General features: G+C 69.1%; 17 protein-coding genes. 7 read left to right on the forward strand and 10 right to left on the reverse strand.

The genetic code is table 11. The features are described from left to right. The first annotated feature begins 119 nt into the window (after window positions 1-119). Window positions 120-1,034, forward strand: coding sequence for a LysR family transcriptional regulator (locus INR38_RS04255; protein WP_012202113.1), 915 nt, complete (start codon window positions 120-122; stop codon window positions 1,032-1,034). A gap of 36 nt (window positions 1,035-1,070) precedes the next feature. On the opposite strand, the gene INR38_RS04260 is transcribed toward INR38_RS04255, so the two are convergent. Genes INR38_RS04260 through INR38_RS04275 form a run of 4 tightly spaced genes read right to left on the reverse strand, consistent with a single transcriptional unit; the run spans window position 1,071 to window position 4,303 of the window. After that, window positions 1,071-1,499 (reverse strand): PaaI family thioesterase, encoded by a 429-nt coding sequence (locus INR38_RS04260; RefSeq protein WP_096914373.1) that lies wholly within the window; start codon window positions 1,497-1,499, stop codon window positions 1,071-1,073. Between the two features lie 5 nt (window positions 1,500-1,504). Continuing rightward, on the reverse strand, window positions 1,505-2,662 hold the full coding sequence (locus INR38_RS04265) for an acyl-CoA dehydrogenase family protein (RefSeq protein WP_013800068.1): 1,158 nt from the start codon (window positions 2,660-2,662) through the stop codon (window positions 1,505-1,507). 28 nt (window positions 2,663-2,690) lie between these two features. Continuing rightward, window positions 2,691-3,902: a thiolase gene (locus INR38_RS04270; protein ID WP_207442540.1), complete on the reverse strand. Its 1,212-nt coding sequence runs from the start codon at window positions 3,900-3,902 to the stop codon at window positions 2,691-2,693. Beyond that, complete coding sequence (locus INR38_RS04275) at window positions 3,899-4,303, reverse strand: OB-fold domain-containing protein (RefSeq protein WP_016452202.1); 405 nt, start codon at window positions 4,301-4,303, stop codon at window positions 3,899-3,901. The genes INR38_RS04270 and INR38_RS04275 overlap by 4 nt, the downstream gene beginning before the upstream one ends. A 365-nt stretch (window positions 4,304-4,668) precedes the next feature. On the opposite strand from INR38_RS04275, the gene fmdA reads away from it, so the two are divergent. The 5 genes from fmdA to INR38_RS04300 all read left to right on the forward strand — a co-directional run bounded on the left by fmdA (window position 4,669) and on the right by INR38_RS04300 (window position 9,959). Beyond that, window positions 4,669-5,901: a formamidase gene (fmdA, locus tag INR38_RS04280; protein ID WP_013800071.1), complete on the forward strand. Its 1,233-nt coding sequence runs from the start codon at window positions 4,669-4,671 to the stop codon at window positions 5,899-5,901. Between the two features lie 17 nt (window positions 5,902-5,918). Then, a complete protein-coding gene (locus INR38_RS04285) occupies window positions 5,919-6,272 on the forward strand; it encodes a zinc ribbon domain-containing protein (protein ID WP_013800072.1) in 354 nt (117 codons plus the stop codon). A 146-nt stretch (window positions 6,273-6,418) separates the two neighbouring features. Beyond that, window positions 6,419-7,444, forward strand: a complete 1,026-nt coding sequence (locus INR38_RS04290; protein WP_034397659.1) for a tripartite tricarboxylate transporter substrate binding protein — start codon at window positions 6,419-6,421, stop codon at window positions 7,442-7,444. Between the two features lie 146 nt (window positions 7,445-7,590). Beyond that, complete coding sequence (locus INR38_RS04295) at window positions 7,591-8,832, forward strand: ABC transporter substrate-binding protein (protein ID WP_034397661.1); 1,242 nt, start codon at window positions 7,591-7,593, stop codon at window positions 8,830-8,832. Then, window positions 8,829-9,959 (forward strand): zinc-dependent alcohol dehydrogenase family protein, encoded by a 1,131-nt coding sequence (locus INR38_RS04300; protein ID WP_016450258.1) that lies wholly within the window; start codon window positions 8,829-8,831, stop codon window positions 9,957-9,959. Before INR38_RS04295 ends, INR38_RS04300 begins: the two co-directional genes overlap by 4 nt. A gap of 68 nt (window positions 9,960-10,027) precedes the next feature. Here INR38_RS04300 and INR38_RS04305 read toward each other — a convergent pair whose 3' ends face one another. From INR38_RS04305 to INR38_RS04330, 6 genes are all read right to left on the reverse strand, one after another. Further along, window positions 10,028-11,419, reverse strand: a complete 1,392-nt coding sequence (locus tag INR38_RS04305) for an amidase (protein WP_207442541.1) — start codon at window positions 11,417-11,419, stop codon at window positions 10,028-10,030. After that, a complete protein-coding gene (locus INR38_RS04310) occupies window positions 11,403-11,663 on the reverse strand; it encodes a hypothetical protein (RefSeq protein ID WP_013800077.1) in 261 nt (86 codons plus the stop codon). The genes INR38_RS04305 and INR38_RS04310 overlap by 17 nt, the downstream gene beginning before the upstream one ends. Beyond that, complete coding sequence (locus INR38_RS04315) at window positions 11,641-12,612, reverse strand: tripartite tricarboxylate transporter substrate binding protein (protein ID WP_207442542.1); 972 nt, start codon at window positions 12,610-12,612, stop codon at window positions 11,641-11,643. Before INR38_RS04315 ends, INR38_RS04310 begins: the two co-directional genes overlap by 23 nt. Window positions 12,613-12,967: 355 nt before the next feature. Next, window positions 12,968-14,479, reverse strand: coding sequence for a class I adenylate-forming enzyme family protein (locus INR38_RS04320; protein ID WP_207442543.1), 1,512 nt, complete (start codon window positions 14,477-14,479; stop codon window positions 12,968-12,970). A gap of 14 nt (window positions 14,480-14,493) precedes the next feature. Further along, a complete protein-coding gene (locus INR38_RS04325; RefSeq protein WP_207442544.1) occupies window positions 14,494-15,501 on the reverse strand; it encodes a tripartite tricarboxylate transporter substrate binding protein in 1,008 nt (335 codons plus the stop codon). Window positions 15,502-15,656: 155 nt separating this feature from the next. Then, window positions 15,657-16,619, reverse strand: a complete 963-nt coding sequence (locus INR38_RS04330) for a LysR family transcriptional regulator (RefSeq protein ID WP_232245274.1) — start codon at window positions 16,617-16,619, stop codon at window positions 15,657-15,659. Window positions 16,620-16,751: 132 nt separating this feature from the next. Between INR38_RS04330 and INR38_RS04335 the strand changes: the two genes are divergently transcribed. Further along, on the forward strand, window positions 16,752-17,975 hold the full coding sequence (locus tag INR38_RS04335; RefSeq protein ID WP_207442545.1) for a CoA transferase: 1,224 nt from the start codon (window positions 16,752-16,754) through the stop codon (window positions 17,973-17,975). The last annotated feature ends 57 nt before the right edge of the window (window positions 17,976-18,032 follow it).

Raw genomic sequence — 18,032 nt, forward strand, 5'->3', positions numbered from 1 at the left:
GCGCGGGCCTGCTGCGGCTTCGCATTTGTGAAAGCGCGCGTTCGCGCACGGGCCGGCACTGCGGTTTGTACTGACGCGCGCGGCTCAGTGCCGGAGCCTGCGGCTTTCTACAATGCCGGATGGCCATGCATTTCGATCTTGTGGATCTGCGCCTTATGGTGCACATCGCCGACGCCAACAGCATGACGCGTGGCGCGGAACTTTCCTTCATCTCCCTGCCGGCGGCCAGCACCCGCATCAAGAACCTGGAGGAGAGCATCGGCACCAAGCTGCTGTACCGCACCAGCCAGGGCGTGACGCTGACGCCGCCGGGCCAGGCCTTCGTCACCCATGCGCGCATGGTGCTGGGCCAGATCGAGCATCTGCGCGGCGACATGCAGGAGTACGTGCGCGGCATCAAGGGCCATGTGCGGGTGTTTGCCAACACCACCTCGCTGGGCGAGTTCCTGCCGCCCGTGCTGCGCCATTACCTGCGCCGCAATCCCGACGTGAACATCGACCTGCGCGAGCGCCTGTCGCACGACATCGTGCGTGCCGTGACCGAGGGGCAGACCGACATCGGCATCGTCGCCGGCCTGGTGCGCACCGAGAACCTGGAGACCCTGCCCTACCGCCGCGACCGCCTGGTGCTGGTCGTGCCGCGCGGCCATGCGCTCGATGGCGAGATGCAGATGGCCTTTGCCGACACGCTGGACCTGGACCATGTGGGCCTGCACGAATCCAGCGCCATCCACGCCTTCCTGCGCCAGGCCAGCGACCAGCTGCACCGGCCCATCAAGCAGCGCATCCAGGTGGGCAACTTCGAGACGGCCTGCCGCATGATCGAGTCCGGGGTGGGCGTGGGCGTGCTGCCCGAATCGGCCGCCAGCCGCCATGCGCATTCCATGGACATCGCCATCGTGCCGCTGTCCGATGCCTGGTCGGTGCGCGAGATGCAGATCTGCGTGCGCAGCCTGGAGGCCCTGCCGTCCTTCGCCCAGGAGCTGGTGGAGCTGCTGGTGGCCGACGCACAGGGCCGGCTCACGCTGGAGTAGCCGCCGGCCAACAGCCGCCCCCCGACCGCCGCCCGCTCAGTCGGCCTGGGCCGTGCCCCGGTCCAGCGTGGTCGGTGCCAGCCAGTACTTGAAAGTGCCGGTGGCCGTGGCCACCAGCTTTCCGTCTTCATCGAGCAACTGCGCCGCGCAGCTGCACAGGCTGCGGCTGGCGTGCACCACCCAGCCTTCGGCCAGCAGCGCGCCCTTGCCCGGGCGGTGGAAGCGGCTGCTCATCTCCACCGTCACGGCGGTCTGCGATGGCGCACCGGGCAGCTCGCCCGCAGCGCGCGACATCACGGAGTCCAGCAGCGTCATGAGCACGCCGCCGTGCGCGGCGGGCAGCTGGTTGAGCAGTTCCTCGCGCATGTGGGGCAGGCGCACATGGACCTTGCCGGGCGGCGCGGGCACCTGCGAGGCGCCGATCAGCCGCATGAAGGCATTGCGGTCGGGGGCCGGTGCGCTCATGCGGCTCATGCGGCGCGCGCCTCGCGCACCATGTTGCGCGCGATGATGACCTGCTGGATCTGGGTCGTGCCTTCGTACAGGCGGAACAGCCGCACGTCGCGATAGAAGCGCTCGATGCCGAACTCGGCCAGGTAGCCCGAGCCGCCCAGGATCTGCACGGCCCGGTCGGCCACGCGGCCCACCATCTCGGTGGCGAACATCTTGCAGCACGAGGCCTCGGTGGAGACGTTGCGGCCCTCGTCGCGGCGGCGCGCGGCGTCGATCACCATGCACTCGGCCGCATACAGCTCGGCCTGGCTGTCGGCCAGCATGGCCTGCACCAGCTGGAACTCGCAGATGGGCTGGCCGAACTGCTTGCGCTCCAGCGCATAGTTCAGCGCGTCGCGCAGGATGCGCTGCGCCACGCCCACGCTCACGGCCGCGATGTGGATGCGGCCCTTGTCCAGCACCTTCATGGCGGTCTTGAAGCCCTGGCCTTCCTTCAGGCCGATGAGGTTGGCCGCCGGCACGCGCACGTTGTCGAAGAACACGTCGCAGGTGTGCGCGCCCTTCTGGCCCATCTTCACGTCGTTCTTGCCGAAGCTGATGCCCGGCGACTTCGCATCCACGATGAAGGCCGAGACGCCGCCCGCGCCCTTGTTGGCCGGGTCGGTGCGCGCCATCAGCGTGAACATGCCCGCATGCGGCGCATTGGTGATGAAGCGCTTGTTGCCGTTGACCACGTAGTGGTCCCCATCCCTGATGGCGGTGGTGCGCAGCGAGGCCGCGTCCGATCCCGCCTCGGGCTCGGTCAGCGCGAACGAGGCCATGATCTCGCCCGTGGCCAGCTTGGGCAGCCAGGCCGCCTGCTGCTCGGGCGTGCCGTCGATGAGGATGCCCTGCGAGCCTATGCCCACGGTCGTGCCGATCACCGAGCGGAAGGCCGGCGCGGTCTGGCACAGCTCGAAGAGCACGCGCACCTCTTCCTCCATGGTCAGTTCCAGCCCGCCGAACTGCTCGGGGATGGTCATGCCGAACAGGCCCAGGTTGCGCATCTCCTGCACGATGGACTCGGGAATTTCGTCGGTCTCGGCCACTTCGTTCTCGGCGGGCACCAGGCGCTCGCGCACAAAGCGGCGCACGCTGTCCAGCAGGGCTTCGAGGGTTTCTTGGTCGCGGATCATTGCGGTGTTCTTTCTTCTCTCTACGGAATCAAAGCGCCTCGGCCGTACCCAGCACAGCCGTGGACTGGCTGGAAAGGGTGCCGCCATTGCCATGGACCACGGCCGTGCGGTGGCGTCCCAGCTGGCGCTGGCCGGCCTCGCCGCGCAGCTGGCGCACGGCCTCGATCAGCGCAAAGATGCCGTACATGCCCGGGTGCACGCAGGACAGGCCGCCGCCGTTGGTGTTGACGGCCAGCCGCCCGCCGGGCGCGATACCGCCCTTGGACACGAAGGCGCCGCCCTCGCCCTTGGCGCAAAAGCCCAGGTCCTCCAGGAACAGCAGGGTGTTGATGGTGAAGGCGTCGTAGACCTGGGCCATGTCCATGTCGGCAGCGGTGAGCCCCGCCATGGCAAAGGCCTGGGCGCCCGACTGCGCGGCGGCCGTGGTGGTCAGGTCGGGCATGCAGGAGATCTGGCGGTTCCAGATGGCCGTGGCATTGCCCAGCACGTAGACGGGGGGGCGCGGCAGGTCGCGGGCGCGCTCGCCGCGCACCAGCACGATGGCACCCGCGCCGTCCGTCACCAGGCAGCAGTCGCGCACGCTCAAGGGGCTGGCGATGGGGCGGGCCGAGAGCACGTCCTCGATGGTCAGCGGGTCGCGCATGAAGGCTTCGGGGTTGAGCTGGGCCCAGGCGCGCGCGGCCACGGCCACCTCGGCCAGTTGCTCGCGCGTGGTGCCGAACTCGTGCATGTGGCGCGCGGCCGCCAGCGCATAGGCGGTCACGGGCAGCACGGGCTCGTAGGGGAACTCGTAGGGCTGCGGGTCCAGGAAACGCCGCGCCGCCTGGCCTTCCTTGCGGCCGAAGGTGGCCGAGCGCTGGGCGCTGCCGTAGCACACCAGCACGGCCTTGCACTGGCCGGCCTCCAGCGCGCGGATGGCGGGCAGCAGGTGGGCGATGAAGCTGCTGCCGCCGATCATCGTGCCGTCCACATAGGTCGGGTTGATGCCCAGGTGCTCGATCACGGGCATGGTCCACATGCTGGCGTTGACGCTGCAGGTGGCCAGGCCGTCGATGTCCTGCATGGTCAGGCCCGCATCGGCCACGGCCGCATGGGCGGCGCGCACCAGCAGGGTCATGTCGTCCATGCCGGGGGCCTCGCCGCAGCCATAGGTGGCGGCGCCGGCAATGGCCACGCGCCCGCGCAGCGGGCGGTTCACGGCGGCGGCGTCCAGGGTGGATTGGGGGATGCGGGTACTCATGCTGCACCTCCCTGCGATCCCTGTGCCGCCTGTCCGAGCGCGGGCTGGAACAGCACCAGGCCGCGTCCGTCCTTGCTCGCCACATGGGCGCTCACGCGCTGGCCTATGCGCACGTCGGCCGGCGCAATGCCTTCGACGCGGCCCATCATGCGCACGCCTTCGTCCAGGTCGATCAGGGCCACGTTGTAGTCGCCACCGGCATCGCTCTTGCGCGCGACGGTGCTTGTGGAGTAGACCGTGCCCTGGCCGCTGGCGCGCACCCAGCGCAGCGGGCTGGCGCCGCAGTGCGGGCACAGCTCGCGCGGGGTGAAGACATGGCGCGTGCATTGCGGGCACTGCTGTATGCAGAAGCGGCCGGCATCGAGTTCGGCCTGGTAGTGGGTCTGTGCGCTCAGGTGCATGGGCGGTGTTTCCGTTCTCGGTGTTCTTGGCGCTGCACCCGGCACGCGGGCGCAGCGGCTGTCCGCCAGCATGCCCGCATCGCGGGGCCGCTTCAATTCGCCAATCTGGAAGGGTGGCTTCACCAGTGCCGGCGCCCGGCTGTCAACCCAGGGTTGCTGCCTAGGCGGGCCGGCGGGCACGGCTGCTATGGTGTTTATGCATTCCCGGCCTTTTCTTCATACCCGCCCTGCGCCGCCTGCCGGCGCACCGAGGGCGCGCCGCTGCTTTGGCATTAGCGTGGCGCCACAGGAAGGCCGGCAATGGCGCGCCGCACCCCGGCCCGTTCTCCGCTGTCGATCCCCACCCACCCAGGAGGTTTTTGCACATGACGGATACGCTGATCAAGGTGGACCTGAACCGCCCGCCCACCGACAACGAAAGAGTCCACAACCGCTGGCACCCGGACATTCCCATGGCCTGCTGGGTCCAGCCCGGCGACGACTTCATCCTGGAGACCTACGACTGGACCGGCGGCTTCATCAAGAACAACGACAGCGCCGACGATGTGCGCGACATCGACCTGACCACGGTGCACTACCTGTCCGGCCCCGTGGGCGTGAAGGGCGCCCAGCCCGGCGACCTGCTGGTGGTGGACCTGCTGGACATCGGCGCCAAGCCCGACAGCCTCTGGGGCTTCAACGGCTTCTTCTCCAAAAACAATGGCGGCGGCTTCCTGACCGACCATTTCCCCTCGGCCCAGAAATCGATCTGGGACTTCAAGGGCATGTTCACCAGCTCGCGCCATATCCCGGGCGTGAACTTCCCCGGCCTCATCCATCCCGGCCTCATCGGCTGCCTGCCTGACCGGCCCATGCTGGAGATGTGGAACGAGCGCGAGCGCGCACTCATCGCCACCGACCCCGAACGCGTGCCCGGACTGGCCAACCCGCCGTCGGCCGGCACGGCCCACATGGGCCAGATGCGCGGCGAGGCCCGCGACAAGGCCGCCGCCGAAGGCGCGCGCACCGTGCCGCCGCGCGAGCATGGCGGCAACTGCGACATCAAGGATCTGTCGCGCGGCGCCAAGGTGTTCTTCCCCGTCTATGTGGACGGCGCCGGCCTGAGCGTGGGAGACCTGCACTTCAGCCAGGGCGATGGCGAGATCACCTTCTGCGGCGCCATCGAGATGGCCGGCTGGGTGCACATGAAGGTCTCGCTGATCAAGGGCGGCATGGCCAAGTACGGCATCAAGAACCCCATCTTCAAGCCCAGCCCCATCACGCCGCGCTATGACGACTACCTGATCTTCGAGGGCATCTCGGTGGACGAGAGCGGCAGGCAGCACTACCTGGATGTCAACGTGGCCTACCGCCAGGCCTGCCTGAACGCCATCGAATACCTGAAGAAATTCGGCTACAGCGGCGCCCAGGCGTATTCCATCCTGGGCACGGCGCCCGTGCAGGGCCATATCAGCGGCGTGGTGGACGTGCCCAACTCCTGCGCCACGCTGTGGCTGCCCACGGGCATCTTCGACTTCGACATCAACCCCAACGCGGCGGGGCCGGTCGTCCAGTTCGACGGCAGCATCGACATGCCCCTGTCCCCCGACCTGCGCTGACGCCAAGGAGCCCGCCCATGCCCACCTACGACTATGACTGCGTGCAATGCGGCGGCTTCGAGGCCCTGCGGCCGCTGCGCCTGCGCGACGAGCCTGCGGCCTGCCCCGGCTGCGGCACGGCGGCTGCGCGCGTGCTGGCCGCAGCGCCCCGGCTGGCGCTGATGGCCGACGGCACGCGCCGCGCCATGGACACCAACGAGCGCGCGCGCCACGAGCCCGCCAGCTCGCGCGACTATGACCATGGCTATGCGCGCTTCAAGCACCCGGCAGGCTGCGGCTGCTGCGGATCGGGGCGGCGCAGCGCCACGGTGACGGCACCCAACGGCGCAAAGTCCGCGCCCTCGCGGCGGCCCTGGATGATCAGCCACTAGGCTGCATCGGAGTGGACCGCTTCCCAGGGTTTTCACCGCTTGGGAGCCCTGGAAGCGCGCCTTCCACATTCGCGAAACACGGCGCAGGCCGGCTTGCCCAGAATGGGCCGCGCGGCAAGCCGCCGCCCGTTGCCCGGAGTTTCGCCATGCCCCCGTCTTCCCTCCCATCCTCTTGCCCGTCTTCCTTTTCGTCGCAGCGCCGCCGCCTGCTGTCCGCCGGCGGCGCGCTGGCTGCCAGCAGCCTGTTTCCCGCAGCCCGGGTGGCCCATGCGGCCGATGCCTGGCCCACGCGGCCCGTGCGCTTCATCGTGCCCTTTCCGCCCGGCGGTCCCGTGGACACCACGGCGCGCGCCTTCACCCAGAAGCTGGGCGAGATCTGGCAGCAGCCCAACCTGGTGGACAACCGCGCGGGCGCCGGCGGCATGGTGGGTGCGGCCCTTGCGGCCAAGGAGCCTGCCGACGGCTACACGCTGTTCGTGGGCTCCATCCACCATGCGGTGAACCCGGCGCTGCAGCCGAAGATGACCTACGACATAGAGCGCGACTTCGCGCCCGTGAGCTTTGCGGCCATGTTCCCGGTCTTCCTGGTGGCCCATCCCTCGGTGCCCGCCAGCAATGTGCGCGAGCTGATCGCGCTGGCCAAGTCCGGCAACGGCCTGAGCTTCGGCTCCTCGGGCAATGGCGGCGGCACGCACCTGGCCGGCGAGCTGTTCAACATGCATGCAGGCATCAAGCTGCAGCACATTCCCTACAAGGGCAGCGCGCCGGCCATGAACGACCTGCTGGGCGGCCAGGTGCAGCTGATGTTTGCCGATGCGCCCAGCGCGCTGCAGCACATCAAGTCCGGCCGCATCAAGGTGCTGGGCGTGGCCAGCCGCCAGCGCTCGGCCATGCTGCCCGAGGTGCCCACCATTGCCGAGTCGGGCCTGCCCGAGTACGAGGCCTATTCCTGGGCCGCGCTGTTTGCGCCGGCCCGCACGCCGCCCGCCGTGCTGGCGCGCATCAACGCCGACTTCAACACCGCGCTGCGCGATGCCGCCGTGCGCCAGCGCCTGCTGACGGCGGGCGCCGAGGCCGACCCCGGCACCCAGCAGCAGATGCGCGAGCGCCTGAGCAGCGAGCTGCGCAAATGGGCCCAGGTGGTCAAGGTGGCCGGCATCCAGGCGGACTGAGCGCGGCGGCGGGCCGGACTCGGGACAAACCCGGCTTCGCAGCGCTGCAACCCCGCCTTTCGCAATCGCGCATAGGCGGGCCGCCATGGCCTGCTTAGGCTTGCCTTCGGTATCCAGAAAAACAACCCCGAGACAAGGAGACGGATATGCGGAAAGGCTTGATGCGAGGCGGCTTGACCAAGGCGCGCGCTGCCGGCTGCGCGCTGGGCGCCGGCCTGCTGTGGACGGCGGCGGCGCAGGCGCAGCAGATATCGGACGATGTGGTGCGCATCGGCGTGCTCAGCGACATGTCGGGCCTGTATGCGGACACGGCGGGGCGCGGCTCCGTCGAGGCCGCGAAGATGGCCGTGGCCGACTTCGGCGGCCAGGTGCTGGGCAGGAAGATCGAGGTGGTCTGGGCCGACCACCAGAACAAGGCCGACGTGGGCGCCACCCATGCGCGCACCTGGTTCGACCGCGACGGCGTGGACCTGATCGTGGACATCAACAACACGGCCGTCGCCATCGCCGTCAACAACCTGGCGCGTGAGCGCGGCAAGATGGTGATCAACACCGGCGGCGCCTCGGACATCCTCACCAACGAGCACTGCGCGCCCACGGCCATCCACTACACCTACGACAGCTATGCGCTGGCCAATGGCGCGGTGCGCGGCATCCTGGCCCAGGGCAAGAAGGACTGGTTCATCCTGGGCGTGGACTATGCCTTCGGCAAGGCCATGACGGCCAATGTGACCGACTTCCTGAAAGACGGCGGCGGCAAGCTGGTGGGCACCACCTTCCATCCGCTCAACGCCAGTGATTTCTCGTCCTTCCTGCTGCAGGCCCAGGCGTCCAAGGCCTCGGTGATCAACCTGGCCAATGCCACCAGCGACACGGTCAACGCCATCAAGGCCGCGCACGAGTTCGGCATCGCGCCCAGGCAGACCCTGGTGCCCAGCCTGCTGTTCATCAACGACGTGCATGCGCTGGGCCTGCGCTACGGGCAGGGCATGGTGCTGACCACGGGCTTTTACTGGGACCGCACCGAGGCCACGCGCGCCTGGTCACGGCGCTTCTTCGAGAAGATGAAGAAGATGCCCTCCATGATCCATGCGGGCGCCTACTCGGCCGTCACCAACTACCTCAAGGCCGTGCAGGCCACCAGGGGCGACGACGGCAACGCGGTGGCGCGCCAGCTCAAGCAGATGCCCATCGAGGACTTCTTCGCCCAGAACGGCAAGGTGCGCGAGGACGGTCGCATGGTGCACGACATGTACCTGGTGCAGATCAAGAAGCCCGAGGAATCCAGATACCCCTGGGACTACTACAAGGTGCTCTCCACCATCCCCGGTGACGAGGCCTTCCGCCCGCTGTCCAAGAGCAGCTGCAAGCTGGTGAAGACATCATGAAGACACGCGCCGCCGTACTCACGAGAACGGGCGCAGCCGCGCCCTATGCCGACAGCCGCCCGCTGGAGATCTGGGAGGTGGACCTGGCGCCGCCCGGCCCCGGCGAGGTGCTGGTCAAGGTGGCCGCCGCAGGCGTGTGCCACTCCGACCTGTCCATCATCAACGGCGACCGTCCGCGCGACACGCCCATCGTGCTCGGCCATGAGGCCGCAGGCGTGATCCAGGCGCTGGGCGAGGGCGTGACCGACCTGGAGGTGGGCGACCACGTGGTCATGCTCTTCGTGCCCGGCTGCGGCAACTGCCAGCCCTGCGCCGAGGGCCGGCCCGTGCTCTGCGAGCCCGCAGGCCAGGCCGGCGTGGCGGGCACCCTGCTGTCGGGCGCCAGGCGGCTGTCGCGCAATGGCCAGCCCATCTCGCACTTCGTCGGCGTCTCGGCCTTTGCCGAGCATGCCGTGCTCTCGCGCCGCGGCGTGCACCGCATCGACAAGTCGGTGCCGTTGGAGCTGGCCGCGCTGTTCGGCTGCGCCGTGATGACCGGCGTGGGCGCGGTGGCCAATACCGCCAGAGTGAGCCCCGGCCAGAGCGTGGCCGTGGTGGGGCTGGGCGGCGTGGGCCTGTCCTCGGTGATGGGCGCGGCGGCGGCGGGCGCGGCCCGCGTGGTGGCCGTGGACCTCAATGCCGACAAGCTGGCCATGGCGCGCGATTTCGGCGCCACCGATACCGTCAATGCCGGCGACGAGGATGCCGTCAAGCAGGTGCGGGCGCTGACGGGCGGCGGCGTGGACCATGCCTTCGAGATGGTGGGCTCGGCCAAGGCACTGGAGATGGCCTACCGCATCACGCGGCGCGGGGGCCAGACCGTGACGGCGGGCCTGCCCTCCAGCGCCCAGGCCATCAGCCTGCCGGTCTGGCACCTGGTAGCAGAGGAGCGCACGCTCAAGGGCTGCTACATGGGCAGCTGCGTGCCGCGCCGCGACATCGACCGCTATCTCGCCCTGCATGCGGCCGGCAGGCTGCCGGTGGACCGCCTGGTCACCGGCCACCTGACGCTGGACCAGATCAACGAGGGCTTCGACCGCCTGGCGCGGGGCGAGGCCATACGCCAGATCATCCGCATGGAGGCCTGATAGGAGGTCAGGCTGATCAGCGAGGACCGGGGCTGCTGCTGCGTCTGTGTCCAAGCCAAGCACGGCGGTCAGGTGCCGTCGGGCAGCAGCTGGTTTTCCCAGCCGGTCAGCCGCTCGATGGCCCGGGCCACCTGCAGGATGCGGGCCTCGTCGAAGTAGCGTCCCACCACCTGCACGGCCAGCGGCAGGCCTTGCGGCGACAGGCCCACCGGCACGCTGATGGCCGGGTGCCCGGTCACGTTGAAGGCATGGGTCTGCACCGGCCAGTGGCGGAAATGCGGCATGGGATCGAAGCGCGGCGCCGTATCCAGGGTGATGGCGGTCAGCAGCACGTCGCAGCGGTCCAGGGCCGCGTCCACGCGGGCCGCCAGCATGCGGCGCACGCGCAGGGCGTTCAGGTAGTCCTCCGAGGACACGGTGGCGCCCAGCAGCAGCCGCGCCGCCGTGAGCTCGCCATAGTCCAGCGGGCGCGAGCGCAGGTCCTGCGCATGGATGGTGAACATCTCGGCACTGAGGATGACGCGGCCGGCCGCCAGGAACTGCTGGCTGTGGGGCAGGCTCACGTGGATGGGACGGGCGCCGGCCTCGGCCAGCAGCGCGGCCGTGCGATCGAAGGCCGAAAGGAACGTGGGCGATGCCTGGGGCGACGACTGGAAGTGGTCCTGCGGCACGCCGATGGTCAGGCCCTTCACGCCCTGCTCAAGCCCCGTGCAGTAGTCGTCCACGGGTTCGGTGGAGCTGGCCGGGTCCAGCGGGTCGTGACCGGCCAGCACCTGCAGCGCAATGGCTGCGTCCTCCACGCTGCGCGACAGCGGGCCGCAGTGGTCCAGCGTCCAGGCCAGCGGAAACACGCCGTGCTTGGAGACGCGGCCGTAGGTGGGTTTCAGCCCCACGGCGCCGCACCATGCGGCCGGTATGAGGATGGAGCCGCCCGTGCAGGTGCCCAGGGCCAGCCGTGTGAAGCCTGCCGCAATGGCGGCGCCAGAGCCCGAGGAAGAGCCGCCCGGGATATGGGCCAGGTCCCAGGGATTGCGGGCCGCGGGAAACGGCAGGTCGGGGCTGGGCGCGCCGATGGCGAACTCGTGCGTGGCCAGCTTGCCCAGGATGATGGCACCGGCATCGCGCAGGCGCCGCACCGGCGTGGAATCCTCCTCGGGCACATAGTCCAGGCTCAGCCAGGACTGGCAGGTGGTCGGCAGGCCGGCCACGTCGTAGACGTCCTTGATGGCCACGGCAATGCCGTGGAGCAGCGGCAGGTCGGCGCTTTCGGCGCGCGCCATGTCTGCGCTGCGCGCAGCCTCCATGGCACCGCTGGCATCGAGATTGGTGAAGGCATGGATGTCGATGTCCATGGCGCGGATGCGTCCCAGCGCCGACCGGGTCAGCAGCTCCGAGGTGGTCTTGCCGGCGCGCAGCGCGCTGGCCATCTGCCGTATGGAAAGTTCAGGACTGCCGCGCATGGTTGCTCTGACGGGAAATGGTGGTGTGGATGTGCGAGGGACCCGCCTCATGCGCCAGTTCGTTGACGAGGCCGCGGTGCTCCATCAGCAGCTGGTGCTCCGCCAGGATGGGTCCCAGCCGCTCGAAGGGGATGTCGATGCCGTGCTTTTTCAGCGCATTGAGCAATTCGTGCAGCGCATTGACATCGGGCCCTGCCAGTTTCTGCGGCGAAGGGGGTATTTCAGATTTTCGCGATGCCGGCATCACTGACCACCTTTCTCCATTTTCTGGCGTCGTCGGATACGAATGCCTTGGTGCTGTCCACGGATTTCCAAAGGGGAATGCTGCCAAGCTCCATGAATTTGCGCTGCACCTTTTCATCGGCCAGGATATTTTTCATCTGTGCATTGATGGCGTTCACTATCGCGGCCGGCGTGCCCTTGGGTGCCATGAGCACATTCCATGCGGTCTCGTTGAAATTGCCGAGCCGGGCCGGGCTTTGCTCGCTGAGCGTCTGCCAGTCGGGCATGAGGGGCGAGCGCTCGCGCGTGGCCACGCCCACGCGATTGACCTTGCCCTGGCTCACGTACTGCTTGGCCGTGATCAGCAGGTCGAAGGCGATATCGACCTGGCCGCTGACCAGGTCGGCCATCATGGGCGCGGCGCCCTGGTAGGGGATGTGCAGCATGCGTATGTCGGCGGCCAGACTCAGGGCCTCGGCCGCCATGTGGCCCGCGCTGCCATAGCCCGGCGTGGCATAGGTCAGCTTGCCGGGGCTGCGCCGCGCCAGCTCGATCAGGTCCTGCACCGACGACAGCTGCAGGCCCGGGCGTGTGATGAGCACCAGAGGACTGTCGTTGATGGTGGAGATGGCTTCCAGGTCGTTGGCCACGTCATACCCGGCCTGCGTGTACAGCGCGCCCGAGATGGTCTGGGCCGTGGTGCAGATCAGCAGCGTATATCCATCAGGACTGGCCTTGGAGACCTGGCGCGCGCCGATGTTGCCCGAGGCGCCAGGGCGGTTTTCCACCACCACGTTGACGCGCAGGCGTTGTGCAAGCTCCTTGGCGATGATGCGCCCCACGACATCAGTGCCACCGCCTGCCGGGAAAGGTACAACCAGCGTGATCTGCCGGTCTGGCCAGGCCGCATGAACCAGGCTGGCAGCGACCAGGAAAATACCTCCGAGAAACAGGCTGAGGATTCTTTTCATGGGCTTGATTCATATGGTTGCAGGGGGAGAGGATGCATGCCCTGTGCAGATCCGGGCCGACACGCCGGGATGCATCTCACGATGGATCCGGTAACTGCAGCCAAGGCCAAGGCAGGCGAAAAAATAATGAATTTGTTAAAACTATTGAAACATTGAGTGCCATAGTTTTACATCATGAAGGATGGGGTGCAAGGCCTGCGGATGCGCAATGTAGGGGTGTTGCGTCCATGCTGCAGAGGCCGGTTCCGGAAGGCGGTGGCGCGTGCGCACATCCGGACATGGGGCAGGGAAGGGGCAGGGCAGGACAAAGGTTGCACCGGCAGCGGTGCCGGCGCAACTGCTGGGCGGCCCGGGCTCAGGAAACGCGCAGTGCCTGTTCCTGCAGCAGGCGCTTGAGCACCTTGCCGTTGGGGCTGGTGGGCAGCTCGGCCAGGGGCACGATGCGGGCGGGCAGCTTGTAGGGCGCCAGCCGTTCGCGCAGGTGGGAGCGCGCTGCGGCGCTGTCCAGCGTGGCGCCGGGCTGCAGCTCGACAAAGGCGATGACCTCCTCGTTGCCATCGCCCTCGGGCCGCCCTACCACGGCGCTGCGCTGCACGCCGGGCAGCTCGTTGAGCGCCAGTTCCACCTCGGCCGGATAGACGTTGAAGCCCGAGCGGATGATCATTTCCTTGAGCCGCCCCACCACGAAGAGTGCGCCGTCGGCATGCAGCTCGCCCAGGTCGCCGCTGGCGTACCAGCCGCCCTCGCGCATCACGGCGGCCGTGGCCTGGTCATCGCGGAAGTAGCCGTGCATCAGGCCGCGCCCGCGTATCCACAGCTCGCCGCGCTCGCCCACCGGCAGGCTGCGGCCCGTGGCCGGGTCCACGGCGCGCACTTCCGCGCCTTCCACCACGTAGCCCGCGCTGGTGTCGGGCCGCTGCTCGCCCTGGCGCGTGAGGTGGACCGACCCTGCGTATTCCGACAGGCCGTAGCCATGGTGCAGCGCCTGGCCGAAGGCGGCCTCCACGCGCTTTTTCAGCGTCAGGTCCAGCGGGCCTGCGCCGGTATAGACATAGCGCAGCGCAGGCGCCTGCGGATGGGCAATGCCCTGCTCCTGCAGATAGGCCAGCAGGCGCGCGTACAGCGCGGGCGGCCCCTGCAGCTGGGAGATGCCGTGGCGGGCCAGCGCATCCAGAAGATCTGCGGGGTCGAACTGCGGGCGCATCACCATCTGCGCGCCCGCATGCAGCGAGGCCAGCAGCACCGTGCCCAGGCCGAAGATGTGGGTCATGGGCACGAAGGCATAGCTGCGGTCCTGCGGACCCAGGCCGCGCGATGCGGCCGAGACGCGCGCGAACAGCGTCAGCGCGTCATGCCCCACCATCACGCCCTTGGGCGTGCCCGTGGTGCCCGAGGTGAAGATCAGCGCCGCCACCTCGTCCTGCAGCGCACCGGATTCGGCCACGGCCTGCGCGCGCACCGGGCTGTGCTGCATGCCGGCCAGGGCCGAGTCGCCTGCGCCAAAGCGCCGCGCGTGGCCGCTGGCGCTGTCCGATGCGGCCGAGGTGAAATACACCACGCGCGCATCGGCCTTGGCCGCAAAGGCATCGATCTCGCCGGGCGCCATGCGCGCATTCACGCCGCAGGACCAGGCGCCCACGCGGCTGCAGGCCAGGATCAGCGCCGCATGCTCGGGGCAGTTCTCGGCCACGACCAGCACGCGGTCGCCGGGCCGCACCTGCAGCGCGCGCAGCTCGGCCTCGGCCGTGTCCGCCAGCGCGCCCAGGTCGGCAAAGCTCAGGCTGCTGCCGTCGGGCAGGTGGATGAAGGGACGCTGCGGCGCTTCGGCCAGCCAGCGGTCCAGCAGATGGTGTATTCGTTGATTCATGCTCCGCGTATCCCTCAGTCCACCACAATGCCTTGCGTGACGGTGGCCCACATCGCGCGTTCTTTTGTACCGCGCTCGGCCAGTTTCTGGGGTGCGCCGGTCCACTCTTCGTAGCCCAGTTCCTTGAGGCGCTTGCGCAGCTCCGGCTGGGCCAGGGCGGCGTTGATGGACTTGTTCAGGCGGGCCACGAGTTCAGGCGACATGCCCTTGGGCCCATAGACGCCATACCAGCCGCCCACGTCGAAGCCCTTGAGGCCTTCGATGCCGGACTCGGCAAAGGTGGGCACATCGGGCAGCGAGGCATTGCGCTGCGGCGAGGTCACGGCCACGGCGCGCACCTTGCCGCTCTGGATGTAGGTGCTGGCGGTGCTGATGATGTCCAGCATCATGCTCAGCTGGCCGCCGATCACGTCGGTCATGGCCGGTGCGTTGCCCTTGTAGGGGATGTGGTTCATCTCGATGCCGCTGCGCCGCGCGAACAGCAGCGCGCCCAGGTGGTTGGAGCCGCCCACGCCGGCCGAGCCGTAGTTGAGCTTTTGCGGATGGGCCTTGGCGTAGGCCACGAGCTCGGCCGTGGTCTTGTAGGGCTCGTTGTTGTTGACCACCAGCACGTTGTAGTAGCTGAGCACGGGCGCCACGGGCGTGAGGTCACGGGCCGGGTCGAAGGACATCTTGCTCATCACGTTGGGGCTGATGGTGATGGTGGGGCTGGCCGCGAACCACAGCGTGAGGCCGTCGGGCCTGGCGCGCACGACTTCGCTGCCGGCCATGGTGGCGTTGGCGCCGGGCTTGTTCTCCACCACCACCGAGGCGCCCAGCTCCTTGGTCAGCGCCACGCTGAGCAGGCGGGCACCCTGGTCCACGGGACCGCCGGCCGAGTAGCCCACGATGAGGCGCACGGGCTGTGCGTCCTGCGCGGCGGCGGGGAGGGCGGTCAGGGTGGCCAGGGCGGTCACCAGGGACGCCAGAAGCGGGGCATGGGCGAGGGTGGCCAGGGCCTTGCGGCGGTGTTGGGCGGGCATGTGCATGTCTCCTGCAAAAAATGAATGAAGCGCTGCCGTGGCCTGCACGGCGGCGCGCCCGGTCTGCGCCGGACATGCAGGCAATGGTGCGCACGCCGGCGCTTCTTGGGAATCTGCTTTTGCCTAAGCCGGGGTTTGCCGGCTGTTAGGACGTCCTAGGAAGACAGGTCCGCGCCCGCCTCCTCGGCGCCCGCCTGCCAGCTGGGCGCGGCGGTGACGATGGCCTCGCGCAGGAACTGCTGGAAGGCGCGGGCCGCCATGGTGGGCTGGCGGTCGGGCATGCGCACCAGGTACATGGCATTGCCCAGGCCGGAGAACACCACCTGGTCCAGCACGGCCACCAGCGTGCCGCCGGCCAGCGCGGCCGAGGTCACGTAGTCCGGGAGCAGGGCCAGGCCCAGGCCGTCCAGCACGGCGTCGTACAGCAGGCGGTAGTCGCCCGATTGCAGCGAGGGCAGCACATCGAGGGCAGCGGCGACGCCATCGTCGCCGCTGCCTGTAAGCCAGGCCAGCCTGCCGCCCATGGCCAGCGGCAGGATGAGGCGGGCCTGCAGCAGGTCGGCAGGTGCGCGCAGGGGCCGGCCCAGCGACTGCTCCAGCGCCTGCAGGCAGGCGGGCGTGGCCACGAAGTTCCAGCGCACATCGCACAGCCGCGTGGCCACCAGATCGTCCAGCGGCGCGGAGGTGATCTGCACCGCCAGATCGACCTTGGAGGCCACGAGGTCGGCCATCTGGTCGTTGATCAGCAGGCGCAGGCGGATGTCGGGATGCTCGCGGCAAAAGCCCAGGATCAGCGGCTTGAGATAGAAATGCCCGAAGCCGGTGGGCACGCGCACGCCCACCTCGCCGCTCACGGTGGAGCGCAACTGGTGGATGGCATCGCGGGCGCGCTGCAGCTCCTCCATCATGGCCAGGCAGCGCCGGTACAGCAGCTGGCCGGCCTGGGTGAGCTCCACATTGCGCGTGGTGCGGCGCAGCAGCTGCGTCCCCATCTCGGTCTCCAGCGCACGCAGCCGGCGCGAGACGTTGGAGCGCGTCATGCCGCCGCGCTCGGCCGCCCGCGTGAGGCTCTTGGCCTCGGCGATGTCGATGAAGACGCGGCACAGGTTCAGGTCCATCTCGGCATTCTTTGCAGGGCCGGGGCCGGCCATTGTTGATCGGGAGTCACCAGGCCTGGCCTGCTGGCGAGGATTGTGGCGCCAGCCTTGCCTCCCTAGCATGGAGGAAACCATGGCGAAAGGCCGCAGACCGTGAACCAAGAAGCTTTACAAACCGCGCCGCCGGCGCCCCTGGCGCACTACCGTGTGCTCGATCTGAGCCAGGGCGTGGCCGGCCCCTACTGCACCCACCTGCTGTCGCGCCAGGGCGCCGAGGTGATCAAGGTCGATCCGCCCGAAGGCGACTGGGCGCGCCACGTGGGCATCTCGCGCGATGGGCACAGCAGCCTGTCGGCCACCTACAACGCGGGCAAGCGCAGCATTGCCGTCGATGCGCGCCAGGCCCAGGGGCGCGCGCTGCTGCTGCGGCTGGCGCGTGAGGCCGACATCGTGGTGCAGAACTTCCGCCCCCAGGTCGTGCAGCGCATGGGCGTGGACTACGACAGCCTGCGCGCGGCCGGCCTGGACCCGGTGTACGTCTCCATCAGCGGCTACGGACCCACGGGGCCGTATGCCGACCGGCCCGCCACCGACTCCGTCATGCAGGCGGACACGGGCTTGATGACCAGCAACCGCGACGCGCAGGGCCAGCCCCAGCGCGTGGGCCTGCTGCTGGCCGACATCGCGGCCGGTGTCTACGCGGCACAGGCCTGCACGGCGGCCCTGCTGGGCAAGGCGCGCAGCGGGCGCGGGCGCCATGTGGAGCTGAACCTGTTCGAGGTCTGCTGCGCCCTGCAATCCACGGTGCTGGCCGAAGACACGCTGCGCGGCGGCCTGCCAGCCGAAGGCGTGAGCGCCCCCAACGGCGTGTTCGCCACGGCCGATGGCTTCATCACCGTGCTGGCCCTGAACAACGACCAGTTCGAGCGGCTGTGCCGCGCGCTGGACCTGCCGCACTGGCTGCAGGACGCGCGCTTTGCCTCCAATGCGGGCCGCATGGCCCACCGCCATGTCCTGCATGCCGGGCTGCAGGCCTTGCTGGCGCAGCAGCCGCGCGCCCACTGGGAGCAGCGCCTGGCGGCGCAGGGCGCCCTGCATGCGGGCGTGCGCACGCTGGCCGATGTGGTGGCGCATCCCCAGGCCGTGCACCGCGCATCGTTCGCCACGCTGGCGCAGCCCGGGTTCGGGCCGCTGCTGTATGCGGCATCACCCTGGCCGGCAGACGCAGCAGCCTCCGGTGCATCCCTTGGCGCCGCGCCGCGCACGGGCGAGCACACGCGCCAGATCCTGGCCGAGGCCGGCTGCACGCCGCAGGAGATGGAGCAATGGATGGCCAGCGGCGTGGTGCACCAGTGCGCGCAGGAGGTCATGGCATGAGCGCTTCCACATCCACGTTCACACCCACCTCTCCGGACACCTCCCCGGACACCTCCC

This window comes from Delftia sp. SD018 (assembly GCF_017355445.1).
GTDB lineage: Bacteria > Pseudomonadota > Gammaproteobacteria > Burkholderiales > Burkholderiaceae_C > Comamonas > Comamonas acidovorans.